The 1,393-nt window shown below is 60.2% G+C and carries 1 pseudogene; it reads right to left on the bottom strand.

The window, feature by feature from the left end:
* Nucleotides 1–93: 93 nt before the first annotated feature.
* Nucleotides 94–1,179: pseudogene (locus ABIC03_RS39190) on the bottom strand (ISL3 family transposase); the annotation flags it as partial.
* Nucleotides 1,180–1,393: the final 214 nt, after the last annotated feature.

Raw genomic sequence — 1,393 nt, 5'->3', positions numbered from 1 at the left:
GCCCTCGAAATCGTCATAGCGCTTCTCCTAGGATTACCCCTAGGACCTGCAGCGATCCCGCTCATCAAGCAAGGCGGCCCTCAATGGAGGGATACCTTGTCCCTTCAAACGGCGCCAGAGTTCGGCACCGTTGCGACAGCCGCCTGACCATTGCGCGCCCAGGAACGGCAGATGCCCGTCCAGGGTGCTTTGACGGGTGCGGAACATATCCGTACCGCCACCGCGGCTAATTTGGCGAACCAGATTGCGACTATGTCCTGTGCGGCGGACGATTTCCTTGAACGGCACACCGTCGCTGACGAGAGCCGCAATTGCGGCATGGCTGTCCTGGCGCCGCAGATAGCCCTGATAGCGCAGCTTTTCCGCATAGGTCAGCAATTCTGGGTTGATCGTTGTCGCTCCGATTGCGGTTCGGATTCTGTTCATGGAGCGGCGCACCGCATCAAGGAAGGCCGCGCTCGCATTTTCCATCAGATGCCAGCGGTCGGCGACCTGGATGGCGTTCGGGAGCGCCTTAGCTGCTGCCTCGCCGTATCCACCACCGCGATCTCGCGACACAATGTTGATCGCTGGGTGCTTCGATAGCCACGCCCGAACGGTCGCAGTCTCCCTGTCGGGCAGCAGGGTAACGATCCGCCGACGCTCCAAATCGCACACGATCGTCCCGTATCGATGGTTTCTCCGGAACGCCCAGTCATCGATGCCCACAACAAGCAATGGATCTGTCGGCATCGCCGTCCGCCGACGGACCACCCGTAGCAAGGTATCGTTGCTGACAGGCAGCATGAGCCGCTTGGCGAAGCTTGCCGCCGGCCGGCCGCCGAGTGCCAACCCCAAGTGATGGACGATGTATTCCAGCCGCGCTGTCCGGCGCCGTCGCAGCGGGACGATGTCTTCTCCGAACCGCTCCGCGAAGATCCGCCGGCGGCAATGCGGCACCTCGCATGTGAAGCGCCGCGTGAGTAATCGGAGGCGCACCTTTCTGCCCGCTGATGGCAAATCGGCAACGTGCCGGACGTAGCGGCTATGGATGCGGCTAGACGCTGTCGCGCACAAAGGGCACCGAGCCTCCGCAGCTTCCGACCTAACAGACAGAATAAGCGAATCCATTGAGTCACTTACACCATCAAACACCAAACCACTCGGTACTAGCGATGAGATTTGAAAGCCCGTCCGCATGGCGCTGATTCTCCGTTTGAGAACCACAGTCGCCCGGCAAACTTCATCGGAAATGAGTCAGACCCAATATTGCAGGCCGAATGACACCTCGAATCCCGCAGCCGAAAGCGCTTGCGTAAGACATAAAATCTTCGCTGCATCGGGGCGCGAAGCATGACAGACTCGGGCCAATGAGTGATTTGCCTGATGAGCTGCCGAGCGATCCAGCCGAGTT

This window comes from Bradyrhizobium sp. RT6a, from assembly GCF_040547675.1.
Taxonomy (GTDB): Bacteria; Pseudomonadota; Alphaproteobacteria; order Rhizobiales; family Xanthobacteraceae; genus Bradyrhizobium.
This window is presented reverse-complemented; position numbering and strand designations above follow the sequence as displayed.